The sequence below is a fragment of the Oryzifoliimicrobium ureilyticum genome (assembly GCF_037199735.1).
GTDB lineage: Bacteria > Pseudomonadota > Alphaproteobacteria > Rhizobiales > Rhizobiaceae > Rhizobium > Rhizobium ureilyticus.
On sequence record NZ_JBBBVQ010000004.1, the window covers coordinates 103,743 to 126,120 of the forward strand.

Sequence of the window (22,378 nt, forward strand, 5' to 3'; positions counted from 1 at the left end):
CGGCTCTGCGCAGGAATGCACGCAATGCGGCGGTAAAGCTGCCGTATTCGCAGAGGCTACCGACATCATCTCATTTCGTTGGCGGGACAAGGCAGCATCGCTGCCCTTTTGCTGCGCCGACGTTCGAACTCAAGCATCGGAAACGTCCGGCATCGAAAAGGATGGCGGCACCGATGCGCGTTGAGCGGGCGGAAGGCCCGTACTATTTCCCTCCATTATCAAGGATATCAATATGGCCGTAGTGACCAACACCTTCCGCACCACCAACGCGGTCGGCAACCGAGAAGATCTTTCCGACGTCGTGTCGCGCATCACGCCCGAGGATACGCCGATCTATTCCATGATCGAAAAGGGCAAGGCGAAGTCGATGCATCCCGAATGGGAGACGGATGAGCTGGCCGCGCCCGGCGTCAACGCTCACGAAGAGGGCGAGGAATATGACTTCGACGCCATCAGCCCGCCGACCCGCGTTGGGAACTATACCCAGATCTTCCGCAAGACATGGATCATCTCCGGCACGCAGGAAGAGGTGGACGAGGCCGGCAAGGTGCAAAAGCGCAAATACCAGAAGGCCAAGAAGGGCGTCGAAATCCGCAAGGATATCGAATTTGCCATCGTGTCCAACCAGGCATCGGTGGGAGGCGCGGTGCGCCGGCTCGGCGGTCTGCCAAGCTGGATCGCCACCAATGCCTCGCGCGGGGCAAGCGGCGCCAATGGCGGCTTCGTCAGCGGCTTTACCACGCCGGCCACCAATGGCACGCAGCGCGCTTTTACCAAGTCGATCCTCGACGGCGTGATGCAGCAGGGCTTCAACAACGGCGCGAAGTTCAAGCATGTGATCGGCTCGTCTTTCGTGAAGAGCACCTTCGTGACCTTCATGTCGGACGCCAATGTCGCGCCCTTCCGCTACGCCGTGTCGAGCGGGGGCGAGCGCAATACTATCGTTGCGACGGCCGATTTCTACGAGGGGCCATTCGGGAAGGTGCTGGTGCATCCCTCGACCATCCAGTCGAGCGCGCCGCTCGCCCGCAATGCCTTCTTCCTCGATCCGAACTTCGTGGAATTCCTGTGGCTGCGCAAGATCCAGGAAGATACCGATGTCGCCAAGACGGGCGATGCCGATAAGGGCGTCATCATCGGTGAAGGCACGCTGAAGGTTTCCAACGAAAAGGGCCTCGGCATTGCCGCCGACCTCTTCGGCGTCTCCGCAACCGCTTGAGCTGCTTCCAACGGAGCAGCGATCTCTGCCGGGCGCTGCGCGGCAGCCGGCCTTTTTCCTTTCATTTTTGCATCGGCATGGTTGACCTGATGGCTTCGGTCATCGGCCGCGCCTTGCAGATGGAGGGAAAGGGCCGCCTTGCGCCCGCCCGGCGCCGGGGAACGCGCGGCAGGGCCTTGACCTTTCAGCCCAAGGCAAGCCGCGACAATCATCAATCGAGGACGGCCGCCTGCGCATGCGGGAACGGCTCGCGCCGCGCGTTTCCCGGCTCTTCTTTTCCATTCACTCCCAAACCCAACAGCCGCCTTCGGCAGCCGCAAAGGCGATCCGGGCAGCGGAAGGAGACATCCATGGCTGACGAAAAGACGAAACCTGATAACGGCGACAAGCCGGTAAAGACGGAGGACAAGACGAGTTCTCCCAAGCTTTTTCCCGTGCGCCTGAAGGTGGATTACTGGCCGCTGGACGATGCGCGCCAACCGGCCGGCGAGGTGATCAGCCTTGAGCTAGAACACGCCAAGGCGCTGATCGCCCAAAGCAAGGCCGAGCGCGCCGATGAACTGGGAGAAGCCCCATGAGCATTCGCGACGGCGTATGGGAACTGCACGATTACGACTATGCGAGTGGCAGGTCCGTCTGGCGGCACTTCGATGGGGCCGAGACGCATTACCGGATCGATACGCCCGTCGACAACATCGTGCGGGCCAATGAATTTACCCGCAACGAAACCTCGGGCAACCAATTCGGCGATTGGGTGAAGATCGCCTCCGTACCGCTCAACCACGTGCATCATCAGAACCTGGTGCGCGCGCACAGCGAAGGCGACGAGGCCTATGTGAGCCGCTGGCTCAATGACGGCGACAACCGCGCCTGGCGCTCCTTCGAGGGGAGGGTGTGATGTCTGCCATCAGCGATTATGCCTCGCTTCTCGTCGATGCCGGCGAATATGCCAATGCCAACGACATGACTCATGTCTTTCCCCGGCTTTTGGCGCTTGCCGAAGCCAAGATGAACCGCGCGCTGCGGGTTGGTGCGATGGAAAAGACCGCGAGCGTCGCGCTGACTGGCGGCGAGGGTGCATTGCCGGATGATTTTCTGGAGGCGAGGCTCGTGAACGATGCGGCTGGGCGGGAGCTCAACGCATGGCCGCTTCCCGAACTGATGACTCGCTACCGCCATGCCGGCGGATGCCCGCAAGGCTATGCCGTGACCGGCAGCACGATCAAGGTGCGACCTTTTCAGGACGGCACGCTAACGCTCACTTATTATGCGGCGCTTCCTCCGCTTTCCCCGCAGACGCCTGTCAACTGGCTGCTGCAGGCCGCGCCGGACGCTTATCTCTACGGCCTCGTCGAGGAAATCGCCATCTGGAAACATGACCCGCAGGCCCTGGCCGCCGCCAGCAGCCTGAGCGAAGCGGCGCTTTCTGGCCTTGCCTTGCAGGACCAACGGGCCCGCTGGGGCAATGGGCAGGTCGTCGTGCAGGGGATAACGCCATGACGTTGAAAGAGGTGATCGATGCTGTTTGCGATGCCGTCAATATCGACCGGTTGGATAGCATCTATGGCAATAATGATGCGAGCGCCAATGGCATGCGTGCGCTGGCGCAAGCGGCCGGCGACGAGCTGGCGCGGCGTGCGGACTGGCAAAGGCTGATAGCCTCCAGCTCGATTTCAGGCGCTGGAGCCGCGCTGCCGAGCGATTTTCTTCGCGTCGTGCCGGGCGGCGCTTTGCGCACGAGCGCGGGCCTTCCCGTGCGGCCGGTGACGAACTCTGCTCAATGGGCGGTCATTGCCGCCGCATCGCCGGCGCAGCCCTTTTACTTCATCTCCGGCGGGGCGCTGAATATCGCGCCGCCCTCAGCCGGCGTGAATGCCGTTTTCGACTATATCTCCTGCAATTGGGTGCTTGCCAATAGCGGTACGCGCAAGGCGCAGCTTTCTGCCGACGACGACGGATTTCTGCTGCCGGACCGGCTGATGGTGAAGAACATCATCTGGCGCTGGCGCCGGCAAAAGGGGCTCGCCTACGACGACTATCTGGCGGAATTCGAGGCCGACCTTCTGCAGGAAATTACAGCCGATCGAGGTGTGACATGACGATATCAGTCCAGGCGGGGCGCGTGATGCAATCGAACCGCGGTGCGACGAGTTCGGCGCAGAGCGCGCAGCAACAGGCGGCACCACTGACGTTTCCGGCCCCGACCGAGGGATTGGTGACGACGGCGGATTTTGCCTCGCAACAGCCGGGCGCGGCCAGCGTTCTGGAAAACTGGTTTCCGACGCTGACCGGTGCGCGCATTCGCGGCGGATCGCGCCGCGTCGGTCTCACTGCAGATGGCAACACCATCATTTCAGCGATCAAATATGTTTATGGCCCGATCGAGCGCCTGTTCATGGCAACGGCCACAGCGATCTATGACATGTCGTCCCCGGCTGCGCCGCCGGCAACGACGCCAGCGGCTGTCTCCGGCCTCAAGAGCGGCGACTGGTGCACGTTCCAACACACCAATGCCGGCACGAGCTGGCTTGTCTGCCTCAACGGGGCCGACGACCGGCGGCTGTTCAATGGAACGAGCTGGGGGACGAGCCCGGCGATTACCTTTTCCGACACCACGACCATGGCGAACCTCAACTTCGGCTGGGTCTTCAAAAACCGGCAGTTCCTGCTGAAGAACGGCTCGCTCGATGCCTATTATCTCGATCTCAATGCCGTGGGCGGGGCCGCAAGCGTCTTTCCGCTGGGTGGGGTGATGAAGAAGGGCGGCTCGCTCCTCTTCGGCTGTTCATGGTCTGTCGAGAGCGGCAATGGACCGAACGATTACTGTGTGTTCGTCTCGACGGAGGGCGAAGTTGCCGTCTATCAAGGCTCCAATCCGGCCAGCGCCAGCGACTTTGCCGTGATCGGCGTCTATCAAATTGGCCGGCCGCTCGGCAAAAATGCCTTCATCAAATCCGGCGGTGAAGTTCTGATCGCAACGGTCAACGGATTGATCCCACTGTCGCAAAGCTTCAAGCGCGATCTCCAGCAGCTCAGCCTTGCCTCTGCCTCGCGGCCCATCGAGAACGAATGGCGGCTGGCGGCCGGAGCCACCGGAACCGGCTGGACGCTGACGCTCTGGCCGGAGGAAAACCTTGTCTTCGTCGCCTTTCCCGATAATCCGGTGATGTCCAACATTGCCTTCGTGTTCAACGCGCTGAACGGCAAATGGGCGATCGTCAAGAACTGGCTGGCGACCTGCTTTGCCGCCTATCAACGGAGCCTGTTTTTCGGCTCGGTTGGCGGCTATTGCTGGCAGGGCGATATTTCCGGCACGGATGAGGGGCTGCCGTTTCAGGCCTCCTACCTCACCAGCTTTTTGCCAGCGGGCGGCTTTGGCCAAGTGAAAAGCGCCAATCTGGCAAAGCTGACATTGCGCGCCCTGGAGCAACCTATCGTCCAGCTTTGTGCGCGCGCCAACGGGAACAAGGCGATCCCCAACTTCGCGCGGGTTTCCGTCAACAAGATCGGGTCTTCGCTGTGGGACAGCGGGCTGTGGGATCAAGCGCTGTGGGATGCTTCGGCGTCCGTGCGCAACATCTACAGCTTTCGCCAGAATGTGCGCGCCGAGGGCGACACGCTGGCGCTCGGCTGCGCGATCGTCTCCGGCGGAACCGCCAAACTCTTTATCGACCTTGATCTTGGCACTTTGCTTGTCACCACTGGGGAGGCTTCTTCTTGATGTTACCGAACGATCCTGAAAAACTGCGCGACTGCCTGCTGCGATGGACTGGCGGCAATGCGCCGGCCGCCGCGTTTCTCGCGGAGATTGCTGAAATTGCCCGTCTTGCAGACGACATCGTTGATGAGGACGAGCATCGCCAGCGCAATGTGTGCTGGCTGCTGTCGCGGGTCCTCACCGTCCTGCCGCTCAACCCGTTCTATCTCGCGCATGGGCGCGACCTCGCGCCGCTTTTAAACACTCTCATCGTGGACTGGCAGCTCAGCGATGCCTACCGGCTCTCCGGCGATCCCCTCAAGCAGACGCATGGCTTTGTGCGGCGCGAGGGCATCGCGAACCTGGTGACGGCAGTGGCAGGAATTCTGGGCGGCTATGAACATGCGCGGGCGGTTGCTGCCGATGTGTTTGAGACCTGCCTTGCCGGCTCCAAGGAGATGGTGGAGGATTGGGTTGCCGAGCACTAGGGATCAGCGCATCGCCGCCGCTTGAAAGATGCGGGTTGTGTTCGCATCGATGGGGCGGCGCGACTGATGCCTGATGCACCTTCCTGAGACGCTACCAAGTTGTGGCTTAAGGGTTTGCCGTATCTTCAGTCTCGTCTTGATGACGCGGCTGTCTCAGGTCGAGATAAAGATCGCCAAGCCGTTCGCGATATCGCACTTCTGACGTGGTATAGCCGTTGTATCTGTAACCTCTATACATCGATAAGTGAACCGGCTTTGGAGAGGGTTCCAGATCGGCATATTCGCCTTCCGGCAAAGAACAGGCAATGTCGCAGCGAATACCGACCCGATAAACATTGGCATTCTGCCGATTTGGGATGGTGATGGTCAGCTTTAGCTCGTTCTTGTCATAGAGCACGCACTCCACGGCTGGCTTGCAACTTTGCCTGCCGGAGTCGGCCTTGCCGTCTTTTAAGGCTATTGCCCATGCGATAGTGCGGGCCTGTTGATCCGGTGGTGCAGAACTTGCCGACGCGGCCGTTAGCCCGAGCATCAGGACGCCAAGTGGAAAGTGTTTTTTCATGTCAGATCCCGATGTTCTCTTCGAGAACATATCGTGAAACATCATCAAATAAAATATCAATGTCAGAGATCGAAAGAAGACCTTTGTCACCGATCTGTGCCTTCGTTTCGCCAGCGACTGCTCACTCGTCGTAAGCGACGCGCCAAGCCTGCAAATCTTCTATCGGTCATTTCCTAAGGAGCACTATCGCTATGGGACTTTACGGAAGCGCGCCCACCCCGCCTGATCCGAAGGAAACGGCCTCGGCGCAGACGGCCTCCAATGTGGGCACGGCGGTGGCAAATTCGATTGTCGGCAATGTGAACCAGGTGACGCCCTATGGCTCGCTGACCTATTCGCAGACCGGCACGCAGAAATGGACCGACCCGAACAGCGGCAAGATCTATGATCTGCCGGTCACAACGGCGACGCAGACGCTGTCGCCACAGCAGCAGGCGATCGCCGATAAGAACCAGAACGCCGATCTCAACCTTGCATCGCTGGCCGCCAGTCAATCGGGCCGGCTCAACGATATCCTCAGCAATCCCTTTACGCTGAATGGTGCGCCGGCTGCGGGCGATGTGAGCGGGCTGAAGGTGCCGCAATATACGCAATTTGGCGCTGCGCCGCAGTTGCAAGGGTCTTTTGCAGATGTGGGCGACATCACCCGCAGCTATGGCACCGATTACAGCGAGAATGTGCGTCAGGTGCAGGATGCGATGATGGCGCGGTTGCAACCTTCGTTGACTGAAAGCCGTCAGGCGGTGGAGCAGCAACTGGCGAACCAGGGCGTGATGCCGGGTTCCGAGGCTTATAACCGCGCGATCGACGCCGCAACGCGCCAGGAGAACGATGCGCGCCTTGCCGTGATCACCAATGCCGGACAGGAGCAGAACCGCCTGGCTTCACTGGCGCAGCAACAAGCGCAGTTTCAGAATTCCGCCCAGCAGCAGGCATATTCGCAGGCGCAAGGCCGAACCGATTTTCAGAACGCGGTGGCGACGCAGAATTATCAGAACCAAAACAGTGCAGCCGCGGCCAACAATGCGCTGGCTGACCAGAGTTTCAACAGCCAGCAGGCGCTGATCAATGCACAAAATGCTGCCCGCGCGAACTATCTGAACGAGCAATATGCCGCCCGCAATCAGCCGATCAACGAGATCAGCTCGCTTCTTTCGGGTGCGCAGGTGACGTCGCCGAACTTTATTCCGGCGCAAGGGCCGACGGTCGCCAATACCGATTATGCCGGGATCATCAATCAGGGCTATCAGAACAAGCTCGATGCTTATAAAGCGAACCAGACGGGGTCACTTGGTCTCTTGGGTGCACTCACCGGTTACCTACCGGGATCATATACCAAAGCTTCGGATCGCCGCGTCAAGAAGGACGTCAAGAAGATTGGTGGGCTCTATGAATACCGCTATAAAGGCGAGGGAAAAGATGCGCCAAAGCGCATTGGCGTCATGGCGCAGGAGGTCGAGAAGGTACGGCCGGAAGTCGTGATGACCGGGCAGGACGGGATCAAACGCGTCAATTATGGACGCTTGTTCGAGGCGCGTCCGCGCTGACCCTTTTCAAAGCCTTTTGGCGCTGGTCGGAATTTATCTCTTACGCTGCGAATGGACGACAGCCCATATGATGATGATGAGCGGCACGAGGATAATGAACCAGTGGACGGGGCTGATAACTCCCAAGTTGCGTACCTTTCAAGACTTCGAAGCGGACATAGCGCGCCCAGATTATCGGTCGTGCTGTCCAGTTTTATGCTATGTGATTTTCACTGGCGACAGTTAGCATTTTTTGCGCGTCACATGGCAAAGGGGTCTGACGTGTCCTTTGTTTCCGGTTTGGCGGCAAAGGGGTCTTCTGATTTAGAGGCGCCACCGGGAGGTGCAAATGGATCGCCTTGGGCTGTTGCCGGTGCCTGAGGACGCGCCGACACCGCATTGCAACGCGCCATTTCGGTGGACGCGGTGCTGGAATTCTTCAGGCTCATCTGTGCAATCATGTCACCGCCGAAAAACACCTTCAGGTAGTTTTTCTTGACGATCTCCATGACGAACCTCATGTCGCCGATGGGCATGATCAATGCCTTGGAGGCAGGAAAGGCCATGCCCGTGGCCCGCGTCTTCCACATCGGATTCTTGTCGAGTTGCAAGGCGACGTCATAGACTTTGTCTGGCTTGATCGACTTCCAAGAAGGGCTGGCGACAACCATATGCAGCGGCGCGGGGCCAGTCGGGAGGTTAAATCCGATCCTTAGAATGACGCCGGAGTTGAAAGACGTCGTCATATAGCAGGAGCCGCCGAGCGAAGAGTCCGGCGCGATGATCCAGTTGCCAACTTTTTTCCACACCGTAGAATCGCGCGACTGCGCCATCGCCGGTACAGCGAAAAGCGACAAGGCTAACGCTGCCGCGACTGGTAATCTTAATTTCATGAAAAGCCCCCGAGCTGCGGTGTAGCATGTACGATTTTCTCGCGGAAGTCGAGTGGGTGCGATCCTCTCATTTGCGGTTTCATTCTTCCCGCGCGCGGTCAAGGCCACTGTTTGCTTAGCTCCAAGCACTTTGTACGGAGCAGTACAGATATCCCAATTCCTTTCATAAAATTCAACGGAGATCACTATGCCTAGAACGGGTGGCGTCTACGCCCCACCGGCGGGAACCAAGGGAACGCCGAATACCACAATCCAGTCCTCAAAATACAATGCGCTGGTGGACGATCTAACGGCGGATTCAAACCTGTCACGGCCCATCACCGCTGGTGGAACGGGCGCGACGAATGCCACTGATGCGCGGGCGAATCTTGGGGCTGACGATGCTGGGAATCTGACCAAAGGCACGGTTTCGGATGCCCGGTTGCCAGGAACGATGTCGGGGAAGACTTTCAGTAGCAGCATAACTATAAATGGCAGTGCGGGCATTAACGGCAATATCTACCAGTCGCTGCCCGGCAACAGCGCCCGTATTGATAATCTGGTTTCGCCAAACAATGCCGAGACCCGTTGGACGGGGCCTCCAGCTTCCGCATATCGCTTGATCACAAATCAGTTGGGTCGTCTCTACCTGCAGTTTTCAAATGATGGCTTTATAAGCAACTTCAACAACATTTTTGACATTTCGGCCAATGGGAAGATCTGGACTTCTGAGTATCAGGGCCAGGGCACCGGTATGAATAGCGACCTTTTGAGGGGCGCTTACCCATCACAGGGCGGTGTAGCTAACTCAATCGGCCAGAGACTAAGTGATGGCGCGTTTCGAGCCAATTACTTCCAGACCGATAACGGCCCCAATTCTGGCACTATCTATTTAGGTACCAACGGCCAGCACTACCTGACATATAACGGTAGTGACTATTACTTACCTAATGGTCGCTTTTTGCCAGGTGGCGATATTGTTAATGAGGGCGTTGGCAGCATTTATACAAGTCTTGAAGTACAGGTGGCCCAGACTGGCAGCGACACATATTATTGGCACAAGATCAACAACGTCAGGAGAGGACTAACCTACTATTCGGTGGCCGAGGCCTCAATGAATCTTCTGGTACTCAATAGTTCCGGTCAGAACGTTAGACGCATTTCTTTACGCGAGCAGGATGGTCGATTTTACGTTGAGGGTTTTGTAGCGGCTGACGGAGCAGGATACTTTCAGAATGAGCTCGGCGTGGGTTCGGCTCGAATATATTCGGACGGTAATATTGCATTCCAAGGCCCTATGACAGGTTTTGGAAACTTACTTTCTGATGCCCTTAATGCCCGTCCTCCCGCACAAGCTATCGGCGCCAACGGGCTTGGTTCTTACGCCTTCGCTTATCGGAGCGCTCCGGCGAATATGGGCGATCTTGTTGCCGGTAGTTCGCTCATTCCTTCGGGAGTCGCCGGTCAGCAATCTGGCGCAACGCTGGCCGGGACGTGGCGGTGCATGGGCTACTGCGTAAACGGCTCTTCAAATTCCATCACTCTTTGGCTGAGGGTTTCGTAATGGACTTTCGTTACGCTATTTTTTGCCGAGCAGACGGCTCTTCGATCGACATGGAGATTAACCACCCGGAGCTTGGTTGGATTCCCTTCACAGCAAGCTCAACCGACGCCGAAAATGCAGGTAAGGAGCTTTTCGACGCTGCCAAGGCATCCGCGGCGGCTTATGTGCCGCCTACAGACGCGCAAAGGCGCGCTCAGCTGCCCTTGTTGACGGCTCGGCAACTTCGTCTCGGCCTCATTAACGCGGGCTATCTTCTGTCTCAGGTTCAGGCGGCTATTGAAGCACTTCCCATTGGTCCGGATCGGGAAAGGGCGCTTGTCGAATGGGACTACGCCAGCAGCTTTGAACGCATGCATCCGCTTATTGCTGGCGTTGCGGGAAGTTTGAAACTCTCGGACGCAGAGATCGACGCCATTTGGATGGCGGCGACTAACCTCTAAACACCCCCTCACAATTCGGAGCCTTACATGCTCGCAGCTCTATGGCGCGGCCTGCTTAGCCGCGTCCGCAATACCATTTTCCTAATATGGATCTCGATCGAGAAGCGCCTTGTTTGGAACTGGCAAATCGTTTTCAAGCGGGCGTGGTCAATGCGGCTGGCGGCGGTCGCGGCCTCCTTATCATTGCTTGAGGCGTATTTTGTCTTCGGCGGACGCCCTTCCTTTCTTCCCGAAGGCACTTTGCCAATCCTAGCAGCGGTTGTATCGGCTGGCGCTTATATTGCCCGCCTTGTTGCGCAGAAAGGCGTTCACGATGGCGACTAGATTGCGCAACGCTGCCAAGGGCGCAGCGGTTTTGACCGTCGTGGGGACGCTTACCGTACAAACTGTTGGCGGCTTCGAGGGGCTGAGGCTCTACGCTTATCAAGATGTCATCGGCGTTTGGACGGCCTGCTACGGCGAAACCAAGGGCATCAAGCCGGGAATGAAATTTTCAAAGACTGATTGCAATAACATGTTGGTTGATAGCCTCATCGAGCATGAGCAGGGCATGCGGACATGTCTGAAAAACCCTGATGGTTTGCCAACCAAGGTTTACGTCGCCGACCTCTCGCTAACCTACAATATCGGCGTTGGTGGGTTTTGTAGGTCAACGATCGCCAGAAAGCAAAATGCCGGTCAGATCCGGGAATCCTGCAACTTCTTTCCGCTGTTTAATCGAGGCGGCGGACGCGTTATCGCGGGTCTCATCAAGCGCCGTGCAGCTGAGCAGAAGCTTTGCAACGAAGGGGCGGCTTGATGGGCGCCCTGACATACATCAAGCTCGGCTTTGTCGCTGCATTTGTCTCTGTCGTTCTAGGGTCGCACCTATCGGCCGTCTCTAAAGCGAAGGACGCGGGCAGGGCGGAAATCCGTATTGAGTGGGCAGAAGCCAATCGCAAAGCCGAACTGCAGGCGCTCGATCGGCAAAAGCAGCAGCAGACGAAGATAGATGCCGCTGATGCTGAGCTTGCCCGCCAGCGCACCGAAACCGCCGTCAAAACATCCGACCTTGAAACAGCCTTGGCAGCCGAAAGGGCAAAGCAAAATGAAAAGGGCGCTCCTGTTTGCCTCTCTCCTCCCATGCCTGACAGCGTGCGCAACGCACTCAACTCTATCCGGTAAAGTCGAGCCGCGCCCGCCGACTGTTTCGGCGGCGATCATGGCAGAGTGTCAATCGCCTGTGACGATACCAGCGGCAGTCGATCGCGAAGGCCAATATCGTCTCTGGGGACAGGATCGCCGTGCCTTGGTTGAGTGCCGGCAGCTTAATGCTGCCAAAAGCTCAACCATTACGGCATTGACGCAAATGCGCTCCGAGTGAAATTCGAGCGAAGAATCGTTTACCTCGCTCGTCATGCTTAGTGATGACTTTACCAGTTAAGCACGTCCACGGGTCTGTGTTGCTGCCGGAGCTTGCGATGCATTAGCCGGCACCACGATAATGTATTCAAGATGGTTTCACGATCGCTCTTCTTGTGAGTGCAGGTGTTGTTTGAGACGATCGTTTCCAAGAACTACGGCATGAAAGGCAGGTCGATATGGCTGGGGACGTTGACATGGCAACGACGGGAGTGGCTCGCTTCGATGCTTTGGCGCAATATGCGCGGCTTTCTGAACGCGTCGAAAACCAAGGCAAGGATATCGTCGATCTTCGTTCCAATATGAATACTGGTTTTCAGACCCTGACTGCCAGTATCAATGCTTTGTCGAACGAGTTGCGCACGAACAGCAAGACGCAATGGCCCGTCATTTGGTCGGCGGCCGGCGTGCTCTTTGCGGTCTTGGCGGCGCTCAGCACTTTCTTTTACGGCACTTTGTCGAGAGAACAATCACGTCTGGACGCAGCTATTGTTAAATCGGCCGAAGCCAGCCAAGCGACATTTGCCGGTTGGGGACACAAGGTCGCGACCCAGAAGGAATTCGACTGGCACGCGGCGCGAGAGGCAGAGGAACGCGCCCGCACCGATACGGCCATCGGAGACATTCGTCAGGCTCTCGTGACGCGGGTCGAACATGAGAGAATTTGGCGAGAAAATGATGAACACTTCAAAGAGTTAGAACATCAGATCGATCAACTGCGTCAGTCTCATTAAGTCTTTGTATTTTAAAGCTATAAGCGCTTTGCCTGAGATCTCTTGTTAGGCGGCCTTCGTGCACATCATATCGGCCAACCGTCATGAAACTGTCACTTCAAGCGCTGGGTAAAGGCTGGTAGCATCCGTTCCTAAGCCTTCGGATCCTCTTTCATGCCAGCATCTAAATTGTCCAGGCGGATACAGACCGTTTCGGTTTTATCTATCACGCAAATCGCCGCCTGGGGGATGAGCTTCGATATGCTGGGGGTCATGGGGCGGGTCATTGCGCCCAATCTTGGGCTTTCGAACGAAGTCGTCTTTTCCGGCCTCACTATCATGATGGTGTTGAGCGGGCTCGGGTCGCCAATAACCGGTCGGCTTCTGAAGCGATATGGTGCCGCCCGCGTGCTTGGCGCCTCAAGCATCGGTTTTGCCATAGGTCTTGCTCTGCTTGCTGTGGCGAACGATCTTTACCTCTATCTGCTCGCCTGGTCAGTGCTGGGGCTGGCCGGTGCGCTTGGGCTTTCCGCACCCGCCTATGCCGCTGTCGTTGAGCGCCAGGGTACGCATGCCAAGCGGACAGTCACGATACTGATGTTGTTCACAGGGCTTTCCAACACGATCTTCTGGCCGCTTTTAAGCTTTTCGAACGCGACGATCGGTTGGCGCATGACCTTTCTTGCCTGTGCTGCCTTCCAGATCTTCATTAGTTTGCCTCTTTATCTTTTCGTCTTGCCGAAGCCTCAGTCGATTCTAGCGGAAGGTGATGCTTCTCCGGAAATGGCGCCTATTGAATTGTCGCCTGCCGGTCGGCGTCGGGCCTTTTGGCTGATGGCGGCGGCAACGACGATTTCTACTTTTGTAACCTTCGGCCTCGCCCCATCGCTGATCGAGCTTTTCAAGCAGTCCGGCGCTTCGCCGATGCTCGCATTACAGCTTGGATCGGCGCGCGGGGCGCTTGGCATTTCGGCTCGGTTTCTGGACATGCTGCTTGGACGCAGGAGCAGTCCCATCGTGAGCGCCATTGCGGGTCTTCTCATGCTCGTTGCCAGCTTCCTGCTGATGCTTTTCGCTGGCGGTTCCACACCGCTGCTGATCCTCTTTATTATCCTTTACGGCTTCGGCTCGGGGGTTATGGCAGTTGCGCGCGCGCTTCTGCCTCTTGCTGTCTTCTCGCGTGCCGACTATGGCCAGCAGGCGGCGCGGCTATCGCTTCCCCAAAATCTTGCCAATGCCATCGCCCCTGTCTTCTTCACAGCTCTTCTCGATCGTCACGGGGCGATGCCGGCAGTTTTATTTGGCGGGGTCATGACTGCGACCGGTCTAGCTCTCATCCTCGTCCTGGCACTTCAGATAAAGCGTGCACGTGATAGCTCCTTTGTCGCTTGTGATAGCGTTTCGCTCGAATTGGCCAAATAGGACGGTTTAAGTCGTTTATCCTTCGAGGTTGAAAACTATCCGGAGCCGATGAAATTCGCTTCGGCTCGAAGCGCGGCAATCGTCTTATTGCGATTGGTCCAGCGCATGCGGGGATGGCTGTCCGGACGTATCCTCGCGGCTACCGCTCAGCATAAAGATGCCGCCGATCACAATGATGATAACGACGATGCCGATGACAATATGGCTTGAGCGCATGAAAATATCCGATCTTTCGAGCTTCTATCTGCCGACAAACCAGCGCGAAATAACCATCAAAATCTCGACCGGCGGTGGCATGTTCGATTGCCAATAGGTTTATGCATGAAGGCGGCCAGCCATCAGGCGCTGTTCGAGGAGCTGCCCTCGTTCTCACCCTCAAAGCTACTTTCTCGCTCAAGAAGGACGCGTCGCTGCGGTAGGTGTCGAACCTGTTGCCGTGAAAAATGTTCCAATCGTTAGGTCGCCTGAGCAAAAGCCGGGGATCGACATGTGGAAAAGACTGCCATCGAGGGTGGCAGCCTTTCAGTATGCAATTTGTACTAAGCGAGAGTGCGAGGTCACGTCACCTCAGGCTCGTGCGCCCTTGATTTGCGCATCGACGCTGATCGGGCCAGGCCCGCTGAAAACGAAATAGAGGAAAACGAAGCAGAACACCGCAGCCGCATAGCCGCCATTTTCCGTTGGAAAGAAGCTCTTAGGAAAATGAGCGACGAAATAGGCCGCAGCCATTTCGCCTGACAGGATGAAGGCTGCCGCGCGGGTTTGGAATCCAATCAGGAATAAAAACCCAAGGATCAACTCAATAAGGCCGGCCACCCACGGAAGTGATCCCACTTCCGGCGTGAAATTACCCGCATGGAAGTGCAGGATCTTGGCTGTGCCAAATGAGAAGATGACGAGGCCAAGTGCAATTCGAAGCAGGCTTAAGACCTGAGGGCGTGCATTATTAAGTTGTGCGATCATCGGTGAACCATTGCTTGAGGAATATAGTAATCTCTTTGGAGAGCGGTATTCGCGCCGTCAAAACAAGTCTTTACACGGAAAAGTGAACAATTTTTCGACAACCGAACCGATCGGATTATGGATCGTTTCTCTCAAGACTTCTTGGGTTTCTTGGAAACGTTTTCGCCGGCATTTGCCGCCAGCGTGAACATATCGATCAATGCAAGCACCGCCGTTGCAGCAATGATCATGAAGGCAATCTGAAACGGCTGCACCGGCGGACCGCCGGTTTTCGAAGTGATATATTCTCCGAAGCGCCAGGCGATGGCGCCGAGAGCAATCCCGAGACCAACGGTGAGTTGGAACGCGGCGGAAAACAGCGTGTTGGCCCCGCTCATCATCTCCTTCGAAACATCGGCAAAAGCGATCGTGTTCAGTGCGGTGAACTGCATCGAGCGGGACATGCCGCCGATAAACAATACAAAGCATATGATTGGCAGTGGCATAGCCGGCGTGAAACTTGCGCAGGCACTCAGGGCCAAAACATTGATAATGCCGTTTCCGATCAAGACGGTCTTAAAACCGAAACGGCGCAGAATCGCCGTGGTCATCGGTTTCATCGCCAGGTTGCCTGCAAAAACTGCCATCAGGACCAAGCCTGAAGAAAATGCGTCATACCCGAAGCCAATCTGCAACATCAGTGGAATGAGAAACGGCACAGCGCTGATGCCCATGCGAAACAAAGAGCCGCCCCAAATTGTAACTGCGAATGTCTTTACCTTGAGCGCCTTAAGTTCGATCATCGGAGCGCGCGCGCGATTGAGGTGGACGACGCTTGCTATAAGCAAAAGAGCTCCTATGCCGCCCACCAGAGCAGCGAGGCTGAAATTTGCGTCAGGCCGGCCAGCAATCTCGGCCGCCATCATCAGAGCAAATAGGGACGCTCCGGTGACTGCAAAACCGAGCCAGTCGAAGGGGCCTACCTTAGTGTCTCGCTCTGCGGGTACGATCTTCAACGCGATGATCATTGCGATCAGGCCGAGTGGTAGGTTGAGATAGAAGATCCATCGCCAGTCCGCATGATCGGCAATGAGGCCGCCGACAGGCGGTCCGAGAACCGGTGCGACCAGGGCGGGCCACGTCAGGGCCGCGATGGCGCTGATCAATTTTTCTTTCGGCGTGACACGCAAGACCACAAGGCGCCCGACCGGCACCATCATCGCCCCGCCGATGCCCTGCAAGACGCGCGCCGCGATAAAGGTTGGCAACGAATTGGTGATCCCGCACAGCAGCGATGCAAAAGTAAAAAGCGCAATTGCTGCAGCGAAAACCTGCCGGGGGCCAAAGCGATCTGCGATCCAGCCGCTGACTGGGATAAAGATGCCGAGCGTCAGCATATAGGCCGAGATACCGGCATTCAGTTCGACAGGTGCCACACCAAAACTCTGCGCCATTTGCGGAACGGCCGGCGTGATGACGGTGGCGTCCAGGTTTTCCATGAAAAAGGTGCCGGCAACAAGAAGAGCAATTCCAAGGCTGGCGGATTTGGTGGCGGCGGTGTCGGTTTCTTGAACGCCTGTTTGACCTGTCACTTTCATTCCTCCCTGCGAATCCAAATCCACGTTTGGTCTTTCCCAATCCAGATTCGCTCAAGCCTACTGGTGCCTTAGGGGCGAAAGATCCTTCCGGCGCACCGTGCATCCGCTCAGATGCACAACCTCTTCTTAGCGATGCCTTTGAGGTGGGGACAAGCAATTTGATTTGGGTCCGATGCTTCGATTGACGATCCAGGACGAAAGCCAAGTTTGCGAGTCCCTGGATTCTATCTATCACATTGGACGTCATTATAAATTTTCGGTGTAGGCCTATAGCTCCATTGCTCCAGATTCCTTATATAAAGAGTGATGTATTGTCCCGGTCGACGTGTTTGTTCTGCCCGGTGGCGGCGACAACAGCGAGGCTGATAGATGCTCACGAAAAAGGGGAAGTACGGTTTAAAGGCGCTGGTCGACCTAGCGCGCCTCGAGCAAGGCGAAACCGCCTTCATCAATGACATTGCTACGCGCAACAACATCCCGAAGAAATTCCTCGATACGATACTGCTTGAATTGCGGAATGTCGGTATTTTGCGCTCCAAGAAGGGGCCGGGCGGTGGCTATTCGCTGTCGCGCCCTCCGAGCGAAATTCGTATCGGTCATGTAGTACGCACACTGGATGGCCCGCTTGCGCCGATCCGCTGCGCCAGCCGTACGGCTTACGAGGCCTGTGACGATTGTTCAGATCCTGAAACTTGTCAGGTTCGCCTTTCCATGACGGAAGTGCGCGATGCGATTTCCGATATTCTCGACAACATGACGCTGGAACAGTTCGTCAAAGGCGGCATGCCGATCGAGGATGGCGATGAAAGGCAGGGCGCTGCACGGACACTTTCCGCAATGCGCTAATCTGCCGTTTATGCCGGCGGTGGATTTGATCTGATACGTTCTGACTCGACGCATCATGCATTGTCCTTGATCGAATTTCTCCCTTTACGTCGCGTCGACAGGGCAAATCCAGATGCATTTGATTTATCCATTGACTGACGGTCAGTCAAAAATTAATGTTGAGCTATAATTGGTATCGGAGCTTGTTCTATGACCAGCCAATCTCTTTTTTGCGCACTATTCGGTTACAAGGCGCAGATAGAGGATGAGCTGCTCGAGGCGATGCTCCGAGCGGAAAAAACGATTTCGGCGGATCGGTTTCACCCTGCGCTGGAGACGCTCTACCACTTGCATCTTGTCGATCGGATATTCTCGCTGAATTTGCAGAAGATGGCGCAGACACATAGGCGCACCTGGGTCAACGACCCGCCGCCTCTGGCGAGGTCGCTGCAGAGATGAGGACCATCAACCGTTGGTATCTTAACTATGTCAGAGAGCTGACGAGCGGTGAACTTGAAGAAATGATCGATTTCCGTTTCACGGATGGAAGCTATGGGCGCATGCGCCGGGAAGAGATGCTGGCGCACGTGATTGTTCATAGCGCCTCTCATCGTGGCGGTATTGGCGCGCTGTTGCCGGAAATCGCCACGACATCGGAGCGTGACGTTTTTGCGGGCTATCTGCACCGCACCGAGCCGGAAAGAAGAAGGAAGCTTTAAGGTGAAGCAACCCAAGTCTGCGAGCAGACCGAGAACGAAGCCGGCAGATGTCAGGCGCGACGATCTTCTCACCGCCGCAGAAAAGATCTTTCTGGAAAAGGGCGTCGAGCCAACGACAATCGAGAAATTAACGCGTGGCGCCGGGATTTCAAAAGGTGCTTTCTATCTTCATTTTGCTTCGAAAGGGGAGGTGATCGAGGCGCTGCGCGCGCGTTTCATCGAGACCGTTTTGGAAAGAATCAAGACAGGAACGCGCGCGCACCAGTCCGCCGACTGGAGAAGCCGTTTGGCGGCCTGGTCAAGATCCTGCGCGGCAGCACATCTTGAAGCATCGCACGTGCATGCGATGATTTTCGCAGCCGCTACCTCGCCTAACCCACAGGGTATGGTGCGCAATCTCCTGATCGAAGATCTCACGTCTCTGTTGGTCGGCGGGGCCGCCGCCGCCGCCTGGGAGCTGCGCTCGCCACGATTGACGGCGATTTTCCTGTTCAACGGGCTGCACGGCGTCGTTGCCAGTGAACAAGGGCACCAGTTGGTGCTTGAGGAGGTCGAGCGTCTTTTCCTGTCTGTCGTCGGGCTTGGCTGAGGCTGGTTGGTTCCAGCATTCAGCTCAGGGTCAGTCTTCCGTAATAGATACCAAGCAAAGTTTACGGAGACTATGATGGCTATGAATATTCAAGCGGGAAGCGTTGATGGTCGGCAAAGGCGCTACAATGGCGGCATGATCCTGCTGCATTGGCTAACGGCCTTTCTCGTTGTGTTTCTCTTCCTGACGGCGCAGATCTGGGATTTTGTGGAACGCGGTGGCGCTTTGCGGCATGGACTGCAGTCGCTTCATGTAGCCTGCGGGCTTTTGCTGGCACTCGTGTTCCTTGCGCGTGTGACATGGCGCATTTTGAGCGCGGGCGATCTCCCGCCGAAGGAAAGGGGCATCGTCGGGCTTCTAGCGGAAGGCGCACACTATTTGCTTTATCTCGGGCTCGTCGCTCAGATCGTACTGGGTTTTCTGTGGCGCTGGGCACAGGGAAAGGCCGTCGATGTCTTCGGCTATCTGTCTATCCCTGATTTTGTCGGTGTGAACACCGATTATCGCCATATGTTCGGGGAGCTTCACGAAAACCTTGCCTGGGCCATCATTGCCCTGGCCGGGGTGCATGCCGTTGCCGCAATCTATCACCATGCGGTGCTGAAAGACGGCGTTCTTTTGAAGATGATGCCGTCCAAGCCTTAAGTCTGTCGATCTGACAAGCTGCTGCCGTAGTAGGCGGCAGCTTCCTTTAAGAGAGGTTCGCGAGCCGAGCCATTGGCCCTGACACGGGCATTGCGCCAATGGCGATCGAGATTAAGACCGATGCCGCCAGCGCCTGCCGGCAGGTCGAACAATGCCGAGCTGATTTCCAGTGCCGCCGCGCTTGTCGAAATGCCGATGGCCGAAGCCGCGTAGAGGGCTGCGTATATCGGTTCATCGGCCGTGTTGACTTCAGCGGTGTCGAGCTTGCGTCCGGCTGTTTCCATCGCGCCAGAGAGCATGTCGAGTTGGAGAGCGAATTGCCCAAAGGCGGTGGCGTTCGTTTTGCCTCGTATTTTGTAGTCGGCAAGGGCGGCGCGCGCGATGCCGAGATCGACCGCGGCTTGCAGGAGAGCCGCCATTGCTTTCGTGGTCCCCATTGCGGCTTGACTGTGACGTATGACAGAACCCGCTTCCACAATAGTGGCATCGAAATAGACGGTTGCCGCGCCATTGACCCGTTGGCCCATGCCATCCCAATCGTCGACGATGCTCAGCCCATTGCTCTCTGTCGCAATAAAGGCGCTTTGTGCGCCATTTGCCGATGTTGCAACGATCCAGTCCGCGTAAAGAAGACCGGCTGTCGAACAAGCCTGTCCCTCGAGCCGAAGGCCTATCTTTTCATCCTCCAAAAGAAGCTGGCCCGGCATAACTGCGGAAGCGAAGCGATCTCCCTCGAGGACTCTGGCATAGAGCCGATTCTTCAGATCTTCGTTGTCGTGGTCGCGAAGCCCCTCGAGCGCCTGAAAATGAACAGCCAGGCATTCACCGATAGAAGGGTCGCCCTCGGCGATCAGCGTTACGATCTCGGCCAGAAGCATGTTGGGGACATCGAGGCCGCCTTGTTCGGCCGGAATGGCGATGGCGGCAAGGCCTGATTGCCATAACTGATCGAGGTCGTCATAGGGCAGCAACCGGTTGATGTCGCGGTCGCTAGCTGCAGCCGCAAAGCGGGGTGCGAGCGTCCTGGCAATTTCCAGAGCTTCGTCTTCGCTCTGAATTCGGTGAGCCGGCGATCTAATCCGGTTCTGTAATTGCGAAACCGTTCCCATTGGCCACTCTTTTGCCCCAACGATATAGGAGTGACGAATTTGGATGCCGATGATAAGGGCGGTTTTTCCACGGAATAACGAAAAAGAGGATTTTCCTGCCAGACGCTGTGTTATAGGCATTCGCACCACTTTCCGATCCGCGGATGTCGCTTCCTCAGCGCTCGAAGATCCGGACAGCAACCTTCACCACAATTTATGGGGCTTTTTTAATGCCATTGAGCGCACGCAAGCGCCTCAAATTTGATCCTGGCGACAGACCGATCTATGCCATAGGCGATGTCCATGGGCGTCTTGACCTTCTTCAACAGGCCGAAGCGGCCATTGTCGAAGATGCCTCCCGCATGCCGGGACCCAAACTGATCATTATGCTGGGCGATTATATCGATCGCGGACCGTCCTCGGCACAGGTGCTTGCCCATCTGATGACGCCTGCGCCGCAGGATTTTGACCGGCTTTGCCTTCTTGGCAATCATGAGCTGATGATGCTGGAATATATGAATGGCAGTCTGCCCTTCACCGAATGGCTGAAGATGGGTTCGGCCGCGACGCTTGCCTCCTATGGACTCGATGCTGAGCATCTGAAGCTGATCTTTCCGATTGCCAGCAAGCTTGATAATTTCATCCGCCAGTCGCTGCCTCGGCAACATGTCGAGTTTCTGCAGCGAATGCCGATCCTGATCGACACGCCGCATACAATCTTTGTTCATGCAGGGATCGATCCTTCGGTGCCACTTGAAAAGCAGACTGATGAGGACCTTGTCTTCATCCGGCAACGCTTCTTTGACAGCCCCATCAAGCTTCCCAAGCTTGTCGTGCATGGTCACACGCCGCACAACGAACCCGAAATTGCCAGACGCCGTCTTAACGTCGATACGCGCGCTTTTAAGAGCGGCCATCTAACAGTGGCACGTCTCTGGCGGGGAAGGGTGCATCTTTTCTCGACCTGAATCTCACGAGGCTTCGGCTTCGTACCAAGGGTTCCCCCATCTACATCTTGAGCGGGGAACCGCTGGCGGATTGGGGCACATAAACAGGAACGATGCACTCGCCGGGTTCGAATATGATCTTGAATTCGCGAGCGGGATTGAAAGTCGTTTGCTGTTCAAGTCTGCCAGAACCTGAGGGAGCTTCCTGCGTTCTCCAGCGGCCGATGGTCTCCGGGCCAAGCTTGATCATGCCGGCCGATGGTTTGGCCGCTGATGGCAGTGGTGGTAACGAATACCGGTCCATTTCAGGGCTTTTGGCATTTTCGGCAGCTATATGAACAAGGCGCGTAAAGCGGTTTTCAAATGGATGCCACTTATATTGCTTAAGGCACCAGGCGAAGACACGATACTGGCGATACCCGCTGGTTGTGGTTCTGCCGGCATAAATCCAGAACAGAGTGAGGGCGCCTGTCGCGTTCTTCCATCCTGCATTGTGGAAGTCGCCCTGTTCAATCTGGACATGCCCGGAATAGGGAAATGTCAGAGGGCCGTAGTCCTTGCGCAGGTCCATGGGGTTCGGCATCTTGCCGTCAAAGTTCTTCAAGTTTGCCTTGAGGAAGTCGTCCAGTTCTCGCTGCGACGTCAGACCCTTGCGCCGACCTTCTTGTTCGGCCTTGTAAATTTGGGCGCCCACAATCGCGTTGAATTTCTTCACCACACCTTGGTCTTGAGCAAATAATTGTTTGAGAGAAAAGCGTATCTCTTTTCCCGTGCCACCCAGGAAATGCGCAAGCATGTTGCTCGCCAGCGTATCATGCCCGTTTTTCGTCAAATGCTCCCAGGCTGTTCTCAGAAAGGCCTGGTCTTTGAACGTTTCGTTATGACCTTGAAGCGTGAGGTTATGCTTGATGTCCCAAGCCGCGATAACAAGCGTCTGATCTTTTGCGGTCCCCTCCGTTGCAGCATCCAAGATATTGACAGGTGACGTCGCTTTCTTGATCTCTTCATCGCTGATCGGGCGTGGCATCGTCTCTCCTCCTTGTGTTGCCTTTCAACGCACGGCTCTCAAGCACCTCTTGCCTCACAGGGCGTCATTTCAACAGGCATGTTGCACCCGAACG

General features: G+C 56.6%; 28 protein-coding genes. 21 read left to right on the top strand and 7 right to left on the bottom strand.

Going from position 1 to position 22,378, the window contains the following annotated elements; all coding sequences use genetic code 11:
- Positions 1 to 232 precede the first annotated feature (232 nt).
- The 7 genes from VQ830_RS07765 to VQ830_RS07795 all read left to right on the top strand — a co-directional run bounded on the left by VQ830_RS07765 (position 233) and on the right by VQ830_RS07795 (position 5,404).
- A complete protein-coding gene (locus VQ830_RS07765; protein ID WP_337267512.1) occupies positions 233 to 1,219 on the top strand; it encodes a DUF5309 domain-containing protein in 987 nt (328 codons plus the stop codon).
- A gap of 350 nt (positions 1,220 to 1,569) precedes the next feature.
- Positions 1,570 to 1,797 carry a hypothetical protein gene (locus VQ830_RS07770; RefSeq protein ID WP_337267513.1) on the top strand — a complete coding sequence of 76 codons (228 nt, stop codon included), beginning with the start codon at positions 1,570 to 1,572 and terminating at the stop codon, positions 1,795 to 1,797.
- Positions 1,794 to 2,117 carry a hypothetical protein gene (locus tag VQ830_RS07775; protein ID WP_337267514.1) on the top strand — a complete coding sequence of 108 codons (324 nt, stop codon included), beginning with the start codon at positions 1,794 to 1,796 and terminating at the stop codon, positions 2,115 to 2,117. Before VQ830_RS07770 ends, VQ830_RS07775 begins: the two co-directional genes overlap by 4 nt.
- Positions 2,117 to 2,719 (top strand): phage adaptor protein, encoded by a 603-nt coding sequence (locus tag VQ830_RS07780; protein WP_337267515.1) that lies wholly within the window; start codon positions 2,117 to 2,119, stop codon positions 2,717 to 2,719. Before VQ830_RS07775 ends, VQ830_RS07780 begins: the two co-directional genes overlap by 1 nt.
- Complete coding sequence (locus tag VQ830_RS07785) at positions 2,716 to 3,318, top strand: phage adaptor protein (RefSeq protein ID WP_337267516.1); 603 nt, start codon at positions 2,716 to 2,718, stop codon at positions 3,316 to 3,318. Before VQ830_RS07780 ends, VQ830_RS07785 begins: the two co-directional genes overlap by 4 nt.
- The gene (locus VQ830_RS07790; RefSeq protein WP_337267517.1) at positions 3,315 to 4,940 is read left to right on the top strand and encodes a hypothetical protein; all 1,626 of its coding nucleotides are present in this window, start codon (positions 3,315 to 3,317) and stop codon (positions 4,938 to 4,940) included. The genes VQ830_RS07785 and VQ830_RS07790 overlap by 4 nt, the downstream gene beginning before the upstream one ends.
- The gene (locus VQ830_RS07795) at positions 4,940 to 5,404 is read left to right on the top strand and encodes a hypothetical protein (protein ID WP_337267518.1); all 465 of its coding nucleotides are present in this window, start codon (positions 4,940 to 4,942) and stop codon (positions 5,402 to 5,404) included. Before VQ830_RS07790 ends, VQ830_RS07795 begins: the two co-directional genes overlap by 1 nt.
- A 106-nt stretch (positions 5,405 to 5,510) precedes the next feature.
- Here the strand turns inward: VQ830_RS07795 and VQ830_RS07800 are convergent, their stop codons facing one another.
- A complete protein-coding gene (locus tag VQ830_RS07800) occupies positions 5,511 to 5,966 on the bottom strand; it encodes a hypothetical protein (RefSeq protein WP_337267519.1) in 456 nt (151 codons plus the stop codon).
- A gap of 191 nt (positions 5,967 to 6,157) precedes the next feature.
- On the opposite strand from VQ830_RS07800, the gene VQ830_RS07805 reads away from it, so the two are divergent.
- Positions 6,158 to 7,513 (top strand): tail fiber domain-containing protein, encoded by a 1,356-nt coding sequence (locus VQ830_RS07805; protein WP_337267520.1) that lies wholly within the window; start codon positions 6,158 to 6,160, stop codon positions 7,511 to 7,513.
- A gap of 239 nt (positions 7,514 to 7,752) precedes the next feature.
- Here the strand turns inward: VQ830_RS07805 and VQ830_RS07810 are convergent, their stop codons facing one another.
- Positions 7,753 to 8,385 carry a hypothetical protein gene (locus tag VQ830_RS07810; protein ID WP_337267521.1) on the bottom strand — a complete coding sequence of 211 codons (633 nt, stop codon included), beginning with the start codon at positions 8,383 to 8,385 and terminating at the stop codon, positions 7,753 to 7,755.
- A gap of 187 nt (positions 8,386 to 8,572) precedes the next feature.
- Here VQ830_RS07810 and VQ830_RS07815 point away from each other — a divergent pair, with 187 nt between their 5' ends.
- The 7 genes from VQ830_RS07815 (at position 8,573) to VQ830_RS07845 (ending at position 13,904) form a co-directional block, all read left to right on the top strand.
- On the top strand, positions 8,573 to 9,928 hold the full coding sequence (locus VQ830_RS07815; protein ID WP_337267522.1) for a hypothetical protein: 1,356 nt from the start codon (positions 8,573 to 8,575) through the stop codon (positions 9,926 to 9,928).
- Positions 9,928 to 10,368 carry a hypothetical protein gene (locus tag VQ830_RS07820; RefSeq protein ID WP_337267523.1) on the top strand — a complete coding sequence of 147 codons (441 nt, stop codon included), beginning with the start codon at positions 9,928 to 9,930 and terminating at the stop codon, positions 10,366 to 10,368. The genes VQ830_RS07815 and VQ830_RS07820 overlap by 1 nt, the downstream gene beginning before the upstream one ends.
- Before the next feature lie 27 nt (positions 10,369 to 10,395).
- Positions 10,396 to 10,692 carry a DUF7940 domain-containing protein gene (locus VQ830_RS07825; protein ID WP_337267524.1) on the top strand — a complete coding sequence of 99 codons (297 nt, stop codon included), beginning with the start codon at positions 10,396 to 10,398 and terminating at the stop codon, positions 10,690 to 10,692.
- The gene (locus VQ830_RS07830; RefSeq protein WP_337267525.1) at positions 10,682 to 11,167 is read left to right on the top strand and encodes a lysozyme; all 486 of its coding nucleotides are present in this window, start codon (positions 10,682 to 10,684) and stop codon (positions 11,165 to 11,167) included. The genes VQ830_RS07825 and VQ830_RS07830 overlap by 11 nt, the downstream gene beginning before the upstream one ends.
- Positions 11,167 to 11,532, top strand: coding sequence for a secretion protein HylD (locus tag VQ830_RS07835; protein ID WP_337267526.1), 366 nt, complete (start codon positions 11,167 to 11,169; stop codon positions 11,530 to 11,532). Before VQ830_RS07830 ends, VQ830_RS07835 begins: the two co-directional genes overlap by 1 nt.
- 416 nt (positions 11,533 to 11,948) lie before the next feature.
- A complete protein-coding gene (locus VQ830_RS07840; protein ID WP_337267527.1) occupies positions 11,949 to 12,503 on the top strand; it encodes a hypothetical protein in 555 nt (184 codons plus the stop codon).
- A 153-nt stretch (positions 12,504 to 12,656) separates the two neighbouring features.
- Complete coding sequence (locus VQ830_RS07845) at positions 12,657 to 13,904, top strand: MFS transporter (RefSeq protein ID WP_337267528.1); 1,248 nt, start codon at positions 12,657 to 12,659, stop codon at positions 13,902 to 13,904.
- An 84-nt stretch (positions 13,905 to 13,988) separates the two neighbouring features.
- On the opposite strand, the gene VQ830_RS07850 is transcribed toward VQ830_RS07845, so the two are convergent.
- The 3 genes from VQ830_RS07850 to VQ830_RS07860 all read right to left on the bottom strand — a co-directional run bounded on the left by VQ830_RS07850 (position 13,989) and on the right by VQ830_RS07860 (position 16,438).
- On the bottom strand, positions 13,989 to 14,120 hold the full coding sequence (locus VQ830_RS07850; protein ID WP_337267529.1) for a hypothetical protein: 132 nt from the start codon (positions 14,118 to 14,120) through the stop codon (positions 13,989 to 13,991).
- Between the two features lie 351 nt (positions 14,121 to 14,471).
- On the bottom strand, positions 14,472 to 14,867 hold the full coding sequence (locus VQ830_RS07855; RefSeq protein WP_337267530.1) for a DoxX family protein: 396 nt from the start codon (positions 14,865 to 14,867) through the stop codon (positions 14,472 to 14,474).
- Between the two features lie 131 nt (positions 14,868 to 14,998).
- Entirely contained in the window at positions 14,999 to 16,438 is a 1,440-nt protein-coding gene (locus VQ830_RS07860; protein WP_337267531.1) for an MFS transporter, read from the bottom strand.
- 375 nt (positions 16,439 to 16,813) lie between these two features.
- Between VQ830_RS07860 and VQ830_RS07865 the strand changes: the two genes are divergently transcribed.
- The 5 genes from VQ830_RS07865 (at position 16,814) to VQ830_RS07885 (ending at position 19,222) form a co-directional block, all read left to right on the top strand.
- Entirely contained in the window at positions 16,814 to 17,290 is a 477-nt protein-coding gene (locus tag VQ830_RS07865; protein WP_337267532.1) for an RrF2 family transcriptional regulator, read from the top strand.
- A 189-nt stretch (positions 17,291 to 17,479) separates the two neighbouring features.
- Positions 17,480 to 17,728, top strand: coding sequence for a hypothetical protein (locus tag VQ830_RS07870; RefSeq protein WP_337267533.1), 249 nt, complete (start codon positions 17,480 to 17,482; stop codon positions 17,726 to 17,728).
- Positions 17,725 to 17,988, top strand: a complete 264-nt coding sequence (locus tag VQ830_RS07875) for a DinB family protein (RefSeq protein WP_337267534.1) — start codon at positions 17,725 to 17,727, stop codon at positions 17,986 to 17,988. Before VQ830_RS07870 ends, VQ830_RS07875 begins: the two co-directional genes overlap by 4 nt.
- Position 17,989: 1 nt before the next feature.
- Positions 17,990 to 18,577 carry a TetR/AcrR family transcriptional regulator gene (locus VQ830_RS07880; protein ID WP_337267535.1) on the top strand — a complete coding sequence of 196 codons (588 nt, stop codon included), beginning with the start codon at positions 17,990 to 17,992 and terminating at the stop codon, positions 18,575 to 18,577.
- A gap of 75 nt (positions 18,578 to 18,652) precedes the next feature.
- Positions 18,653 to 19,222 (top strand): cytochrome b, encoded by a 570-nt coding sequence (locus VQ830_RS07885; RefSeq protein ID WP_337267536.1) that lies wholly within the window; start codon positions 18,653 to 18,655, stop codon positions 19,220 to 19,222.
- Here VQ830_RS07885 and VQ830_RS07890 read toward each other — a convergent pair.
- A complete protein-coding gene (locus VQ830_RS07890; RefSeq protein WP_337267537.1) occupies positions 19,219 to 20,451 on the bottom strand; it encodes an acyl-CoA dehydrogenase family protein in 1,233 nt (410 codons plus the stop codon). The two genes, VQ830_RS07885 and VQ830_RS07890, sit on opposite strands and share 4 nt — an antisense overlap.
- Before the next feature lie 89 nt (positions 20,452 to 20,540).
- On the opposite strand from VQ830_RS07890, the gene VQ830_RS07895 reads away from it, so the two are divergent.
- Positions 20,541 to 21,278, top strand: coding sequence for a metallophosphoesterase (locus VQ830_RS07895; protein ID WP_337267538.1), 738 nt, complete (start codon positions 20,541 to 20,543; stop codon positions 21,276 to 21,278).
- A gap of 40 nt (positions 21,279 to 21,318) precedes the next feature.
- Here VQ830_RS07895 and VQ830_RS07900 read toward each other — a convergent pair whose 3' ends face one another.
- Positions 21,319 to 22,284, bottom strand: coding sequence for a hypothetical protein (locus tag VQ830_RS07900; protein ID WP_337267539.1), 966 nt, complete (start codon positions 22,282 to 22,284; stop codon positions 21,319 to 21,321).
- Between the last annotated feature and the right edge of the window lie 94 nt (positions 22,285 to 22,378).

What these genes read in the sequence shown, in the direction of transcription:
- VQ830_RS07890 (WP_337267537.1), bottom strand. Translation starts at nt 20,451, where the DNA reads ATGCCTATAACACAGCGTCTGGCAGGAAAATCCTCTTTTTCGTTATTC.
- VQ830_RS07800 (WP_337267519.1), bottom strand. Translation starts at nt 5,966, where the DNA reads ATGAAAAAACACTTTCCACTTGGCGTCCTGATGCTCGGGCTAACGGCC.
- VQ830_RS07795 (WP_337267518.1), top strand. Translation starts at nt 4,940, where the DNA reads ATGTTACCGAACGATCCTGAAAAACTGCGCGACTGCCTGCTGCGATGG.
- VQ830_RS07885 (WP_337267536.1), top strand. Translation starts at nt 18,653, where the DNA reads ATGGCTATGAATATTCAAGCGGGAAGCGTTGATGGTCGGCAAAGGCGC.
- VQ830_RS07850 (WP_337267529.1), bottom strand. Translation starts at nt 14,120, where the DNA reads ATGCGCTCAAGCCATATTGTCATCGGCATCGTCGTTATCATCATTGTG.
- VQ830_RS07810 (WP_337267521.1), bottom strand. Translation starts at nt 8,385, where the DNA reads ATGAAATTAAGATTACCAGTCGCGGCAGCGTTAGCCTTGTCGCTTTTC.
- VQ830_RS07865 (WP_337267532.1), top strand. Translation starts at nt 16,814, where the DNA reads ATGCTCACGAAAAAGGGGAAGTACGGTTTAAAGGCGCTGGTCGACCTA.
- VQ830_RS07845 (WP_337267528.1), top strand. Translation starts at nt 12,657, where the DNA reads ATGCCAGCATCTAAATTGTCCAGGCGGATACAGACCGTTTCGGTTTTA.
- VQ830_RS07855 (WP_337267530.1), bottom strand. Translation starts at nt 14,867, where the DNA reads ATGATCGCACAACTTAATAATGCACGCCCTCAGGTCTTAAGCCTGCTT.
- VQ830_RS07825 (WP_337267524.1), top strand. Translation starts at nt 10,396, where the DNA reads ATGCTCGCAGCTCTATGGCGCGGCCTGCTTAGCCGCGTCCGCAATACC.
- VQ830_RS07790 (WP_337267517.1), top strand. Translation starts at nt 3,315, where the DNA reads ATGACGATATCAGTCCAGGCGGGGCGCGTGATGCAATCGAACCGCGGT.
- VQ830_RS07775 (WP_337267514.1), top strand. Translation starts at nt 1,794, where the DNA reads ATGAGCATTCGCGACGGCGTATGGGAACTGCACGATTACGACTATGCG.
- VQ830_RS07780 (WP_337267515.1), top strand. Translation starts at nt 2,117, where the DNA reads ATGTCTGCCATCAGCGATTATGCCTCGCTTCTCGTCGATGCCGGCGAA.
- VQ830_RS07900 (WP_337267539.1), bottom strand. Translation starts at nt 22,284, where the DNA reads ATGCCACGCCCGATCAGCGATGAAGAGATCAAGAAAGCGACGTCACCT.
- VQ830_RS07770 (WP_337267513.1), top strand. Translation starts at nt 1,570, where the DNA reads ATGGCTGACGAAAAGACGAAACCTGATAACGGCGACAAGCCGGTAAAG.
- VQ830_RS07895 (WP_337267538.1), top strand. Translation starts at nt 20,541, where the DNA reads ATGCCATTGAGCGCACGCAAGCGCCTCAAATTTGATCCTGGCGACAGA.
- VQ830_RS07815 (WP_337267522.1), top strand. Translation starts at nt 8,573, where the DNA reads ATGCCTAGAACGGGTGGCGTCTACGCCCCACCGGCGGGAACCAAGGGA.
- VQ830_RS07820 (WP_337267523.1), top strand. Translation starts at nt 9,928, where the DNA reads ATGGACTTTCGTTACGCTATTTTTTGCCGAGCAGACGGCTCTTCGATC.
- VQ830_RS07785 (WP_337267516.1), top strand. Translation starts at nt 2,716, where the DNA reads ATGACGTTGAAAGAGGTGATCGATGCTGTTTGCGATGCCGTCAATATC.
- VQ830_RS07835 (WP_337267526.1), top strand. Translation starts at nt 11,167, where the DNA reads ATGGGCGCCCTGACATACATCAAGCTCGGCTTTGTCGCTGCATTTGTC.
- VQ830_RS07830 (WP_337267525.1), top strand. Translation starts at nt 10,682, where the DNA reads ATGGCGACTAGATTGCGCAACGCTGCCAAGGGCGCAGCGGTTTTGACC.
- VQ830_RS07875 (WP_337267534.1), top strand. Translation starts at nt 17,725, where the DNA reads ATGAGGACCATCAACCGTTGGTATCTTAACTATGTCAGAGAGCTGACG.
- VQ830_RS07765 (WP_337267512.1), top strand. Translation starts at nt 233, where the DNA reads ATGGCCGTAGTGACCAACACCTTCCGCACCACCAACGCGGTCGGCAAC.
- VQ830_RS07840 (WP_337267527.1), top strand. Translation starts at nt 11,949, where the DNA reads ATGGCTGGGGACGTTGACATGGCAACGACGGGAGTGGCTCGCTTCGAT.
- VQ830_RS07870 (WP_337267533.1), top strand. Translation starts at nt 17,480, where the DNA reads ATGACCAGCCAATCTCTTTTTTGCGCACTATTCGGTTACAAGGCGCAG.
- VQ830_RS07805 (WP_337267520.1), top strand. Translation starts at nt 6,158, where the DNA reads ATGGGACTTTACGGAAGCGCGCCCACCCCGCCTGATCCGAAGGAAACG.